Genomic DNA, 4,519 nt, shown 5'->3' on the forward strand with positions numbered 1-4,519 from the left:
AGCCACTCCAGGGTTGCGCCGGACACCTGTTCGTCAAGGATCTCCGCGATGGAGTCGCGCACCGCGACGGCGGAGTGCGGGCCGAGCCAGTCCAACCAGTGCTCGGAGTCCGTGAGCGCGGCGACGTCGTCCTTGGGCGTGCCGTAGTTCGGATTCTCCACGAACTCCCCGGTCAGCTTCCCGTCCGTGCCGACCCGCCAGGCGCCCTGGACCGCTTCCCCCGGGATGTAGCCGTTGGGGTCGCCGACCAGGTCGGGATCGATCACCGCAACCGATCCGCCGGGGTTCGCCGCCGCCTGCGCGACAAGCGCGGGCGGAGGCGACTGCAGGATGCGACGCCGCTCGGCCGATATGTTCCCCATGTGAGCAACCCTTCGTTCGGTCCGTCCGGGGAGGTCGCTGCCGCCCCGCCCGAGGCATGCTCCCACGGGCGCCGACGAGCTGATCGCCCGGCTGCTGCGCCAGGAGCGTCCCGCCCGCGTGGCTGTCGCCTCGAACGAAGCCCTGTCCGGCCGGACGAGGACCTTCACCGACCCGCGTCCTCGCGCTGCCGTCGTCGACCGCCTCACCTTCGGTGGCGGCATCGTCGAGACCGGCACCGGTTCCTACCGTCTCGCCACCATCCGCGCCCGCCCGGAGCCGCAGGCCGCGGTCGGCCGGCCTCCCGCGGACGGGCGAATCCGATCAGCCGGCGCGGGGCGGACGGCAGAAGGTCGGAACGTGATCTACCGGTGGTCGTTCAGCCACTCGCCCGGGAGCAGGCCACGTATTGCGTCGAGGGCTGCTTCGGTGCGGCCGCGGGCCAGCAGAGCCATGCCGTCGTCGTCACGCAGGAGCACGTCACGGCCGAGGAACCAACGGATGGGGTGCTCTTCCTCACCCATCGGATAGGTCGGGAACGCCAGCCGGGTGCAGTTCTTTTCCAGCAGGTCGACGCCGTGGTCGTCGAAGTCGCTCAGAAAGTCGCAGAGCTCGCCGCCGGCCTGCAGGGATTCCGACAGCACGATCTCGATGAAGCACAGGGACAGCCGCTCCAGCCAGCTCTCCCAGCATTCGGCAGCCTTGTCGGCCAAGTCGGCCCTGATGAACACAGCAGGGTCGTCGTCCACCAGACTGTCGAGGAGGATCCCCCAGGAAGCAGCCCCCTGGTTCTCGTGTCGGAAGACCAGTGCTTCCCCGGCCTCGTCCACGTACAGCTCGGACGGGCCGAGCAGGACGTCATGGTTGCTGGTCAGGTCCCGACGCCGACCGAGTAGCAGATACACCTCTCGAAGCGCCAGCGGCAGTCGGACGCCGAGCCTCTCCTCCGCTGCCACGAGATCCGCTTCGCCCCAGCCGTCGTCGTCATCGAGAGGCTCCGACCAGTTCGCGACGAACCCGCGGATGAACTCCCAGGCACCCCTGCGGCCTTCAACACCCGCAGCGAGTGACCGCACCATATCGAACCCATGCGTCATGCCAGGACGATATCGGCTCCGCCAATGCGGTCCTGAGGCACCGGTACAGGGCCCTCGACACGCCGGTGCCGATGCCCTCGGAACTCAGCGACTGGTATCCACGAACCGGTCCTGCGTGGGGCTGGCACCACTGCGGTGGGAGAGCGGATCGATCACGACACCCCCGGACCCGGCGCGGCGGCAGCCTGCCTGATCGAGGGCTGTGCCGGGGCAGCCCTGGCTCGATGCCCGGCAGGGGCAGGCGTTCGTGCCGGCCGGGGCACGGCCGGGTGGCCCGGCGGGTTCGGTCGGCCGCGGACGCTGGCCGGTGGCTCAGTCCGCGGTGGGGGAGCAGGACTCGAGTCGGTCGAGGGCGTCCAGTGCCCGGTCGAAGACGGCTGTCGCGGGCCACGGCGGGGTCTCGGGGCCGCGGGACCAGGTCGGCCGCACGACGGCGACCCGGTAGGGGCCCGTGCCGGGCAGGGCGTTCTCGTCGTCGAGGCGCACCAGGACGTCGTCGCAGGCCCCGCACTCCAGCCAGGGGGTGAGCGCGATGCCGTGGAGCGGGTGGCCCGGTGCGACTTCCCGGCGCAGTTCGCCCGCGAGGGCCACGGCCCGGGGCGAGTCCTCGACCTCCTACCACCGCTCGGTGTCCGCCTGGGGGTCGGGGCACCAGCGGAGTGCCGACGCGGCTTTGGCCGACCCGCCGAACACCTCGGCCAGGGCCAGGAGGGCTGCCCGGTCCGCACCCGCCAGCGGTGTGTGGTATCCGGAGAACTGCTCGGCGAGATCCCCGACGGCCATCCCCCACTCGCCCGCGTCCCACGTCGACAACACGCTGGCCGCCGGCACTGCCGGGTCGAGCAGACCCGTCAGGCGCAGGAACTCGGGTCGGTGGATCGTGAAGGGAGTCGTCACGGCAGCCATTGCACCAAGGAACCGCCAGCGCCACCAAGGCCTTTCGCGCGACCCGACGTCGCGACGTCGCGGGTGAGGTCCCCGGCGGGCCGGTCCGGGACAGGGCAGCCGGTCATCGACGGCCATCGCCCCCGCCGTCCGACAGCAGCGACCGACCTACGGCCGCCCTGGCAGTTCCGCGCCCGCTCCGCCGCGCCCGGCCGGACTGCGTGTCAATGCCCTGCCGCCGCACGCCGCCCGGTTTCCCGGCCCGCGCGCAAGCCCCGGCAGAAGCTCCTCCTCCGGCCCCGCCTCCCGCCGGACCGGATCCGGCGGCCGGCCGGCCACAATGCGCCCGGGAGCTCTTCGACGCTGTCACCGACCCGGTCGGCGACAGCGGCTGCCCGGCCCTGCCCCACCGCCCGCCCGCCTGCGTACCCGTGACCGCGAGGTAACAGCAGGCCTGACGTACCCCGGCCCTCGAAGCCGGCCGACCTGTGACGGACTTCGGCACCGCCACCGTCCGCTCGCGTTGCTCCTCACCGGCGCGCAGTTCTCGCGCGGATTGTCATCACGGCGTCGGGGGCAGCCCGTTGCTGGCCCTGGCCCTCCGGCTGCTTCTCGTCCTGCTCCGTCCGGGCGAGCGCGGCGGCTACACCCCAGGGGTCCGCCTCCTTCCACTGGCGTTCAGCCCGTTCGTACGCCGCGCGCTGCTCGGCGGTGGAGGGGATGACGGCGACGGCTTCGGCGGGCCGACCGGTGCGCACCAGAATCCCGGCCAGGGATTCGGCCGCGTTGCGGTGCGGGGAGGAGCACAGCACAGCGATGGCCTCCTCGGCCCGGCCGTCCGCTTCGAGGAGGTCCGCGAGGATGCTGTCCCACAGGCCGGGTTCGTCCCTGGGCAGGGCCGTGGCGAGGGCGATGCCCTCCTGGTGGCGGCCGGCCTGTCCGAGCAGCCACAGGCGCAGGTGCTGGACATCCTCGGGGTGCCCGTCCACCCACCCACCGGTGAGGTTGTCGAGCACCTCGAGCGCCCGGCCGGGACGGCCGTCGGTGACGAGCAGCTCGAGGATCCAGTGGACGACGTGACCGTTGTCGTGGTCCCGGCACGCCGGAAGGCCGGTCTCGACAGCTTCGTCTATGCGGCCCTGACGGGCCAGCAGACCCATCAGCGAGCTTCGGTCCCGCAGCCTGTGCCGGGCGCTGCCGCAGCAGGCAGCCCCCGATTCCGGTGCGGAGCGCCGTGAGCGGGTGCTGCGGGCTGCGCGGGAAGCCCGCAACGCCGCCAAGCTACGCGATCACCCGCACATCGTCGCTGTCCACGACGTGGTCGTCGAAGACGGCACTCCCTGGATCGTGATGCGCCTGGTCGAGGGACGATCCCTGGCAGAGCTCCTACGCACCGACGGACCGCTGCCCGCCCCACGCGCAGCCGAGGTCACGGCCGCACTGCTCAAGGCGCTGAAAGCCGCCCACACCGCCGGGATCGTGCACCGCGACAAGCCCGCCAACGTGCTGCTCACCGACGACGGCCAGGTACTGCTCACCGACTTCGGCATCGCCGTCCACGAGACCGACACCAGACTCACCACCACCGGAGGTGTCATCGGCTCCGTCGAGTACATGGCCCCCGAACGCTTCCGGGGGGCCCAGGACCAGGCCGCCGGCGACCTGTTCTCGCTGGGGGTGACCCTGTACGAGGCAGTGGAGGGTATCTCCCCGTTCCGGCGCGAGACCCCCACGGCCACCATCGCCGCGATCGCCCTCCACGATCCGCCGCCGATGCGGCATGCCGGCCCCGTCCTCGCCTCCCTCATCACCGCGCTCCCCGCCAAGAACCCAGACGGTCGGCCGACCGTTGACAGCACCCTGGCTGTTCTGCGCGCCGGCACGCCCATGATCACGGCGGTGCCACTGATGCCGTCGCACTCACCCCGGCCATCGACCATGACCGCCGCGCCGACTGGAACGACGGCGCCGGTGTCCCGGATGGCGCGTGCAGGGCGCCTGATCACGGGAAGCTGCTTCCTCGTGATCGGACTCGGCCTTGTTGCATTCGGAAGTAGCCCGATGATCGTCAGAGACGATCCAATGGCCCTCATCGGGCCCCCCATCGTCGCCGCTCTGGCCGCGGTGTTCCTCGGGCCTGCGGCGATGCTCTTCCGGTGGAAGGGGTACGGCAGGCC

The 4,519-nt window shown here is 71.7% G+C and carries 5 protein-coding genes and 2 pseudogenes; 2 read left to right on the forward strand and 5 right to left on the reverse strand.

All coding sequences use genetic code 11. From position 1 onward, the window contains the following. Positions 1–266: pseudogene (locus VR45_RS21235) on the reverse strand (hypothetical protein); the annotation flags it as partial. Between the two features lie 214 nt (positions 267–480). On the opposite strand from VR45_RS21235, the pseudogene VR45_RS48825 reads away from it, so the two are divergent. Beyond that, positions 481–651 (forward strand): annotated as a pseudogene (locus tag VR45_RS48825) (AAA family ATPase); the annotation flags it as partial. A gap of 74 nt (positions 652–725) precedes the next feature. On the opposite strand, the gene VR45_RS21240 reads toward VR45_RS48825, so the two are convergent. The 4 genes from VR45_RS21240 to VR45_RS21255 form a co-directional block, all read right to left on the reverse strand. Further along, on the reverse strand, positions 726–1,457 hold the full coding sequence (locus tag VR45_RS21240) for an SMI1/KNR4 family protein (RefSeq protein WP_045941383.1): 732 nt from the start codon (positions 1,455–1,457) through the stop codon (positions 726–728). Between the two features lie 312 nt (positions 1,458–1,769). Beyond that, a complete protein-coding gene (locus VR45_RS21245) occupies positions 1,770–2,048 on the reverse strand; it encodes a hypothetical protein (protein ID WP_045941384.1) in 279 nt (92 codons plus the stop codon). Positions 2,049–2,072: 24 nt separating this feature from the next. Further along, positions 2,073–2,354, reverse strand: coding sequence for a hypothetical protein (locus VR45_RS45775; protein ID WP_159394292.1), 282 nt, complete (start codon positions 2,352–2,354; stop codon positions 2,073–2,075). A 518-nt stretch (positions 2,355–2,872) separates the two neighbouring features. Beyond that, complete coding sequence (locus tag VR45_RS21255) at positions 2,873–3,502, reverse strand: hypothetical protein (protein WP_045941386.1); 630 nt, start codon at positions 3,500–3,502, stop codon at positions 2,873–2,875. 82 nt (positions 3,503–3,584) lie between these two features. On the opposite strand from VR45_RS21255, the gene VR45_RS42520 reads away from it, so the two are divergent. Continuing rightward, on the forward strand, positions 3,585–4,519 hold a 935-nt coding region (locus VR45_RS42520), incomplete at its 3' end, for a serine/threonine-protein kinase (protein WP_159394293.1).

The organism is Streptomyces sp. NRRL S-495, assembly GCF_000966955.1.
In the GTDB taxonomy this organism is placed as follows: Bacteria; Actinomycetota; Actinomycetes; order Streptomycetales; family Streptomycetaceae; genus Kitasatospora; species Kitasatospora purpeofusca.

Bases quoted from the DNA above. Each gene is read 5' to 3' on its own strand.
- VR45_RS21240 (WP_045941383.1), bottom strand. From the start codon at position 1,457: ATGACGCATGGGTTCGATATGGTGCGGTCACTCGCTGCGGGTGTTGAA.
- VR45_RS21255 (WP_045941386.1), bottom strand. From the start codon at position 3,502: ATGGGTCTGCTGGCCCGTCAGGGCCGCATAGACGAAGCTGTCGAGACC.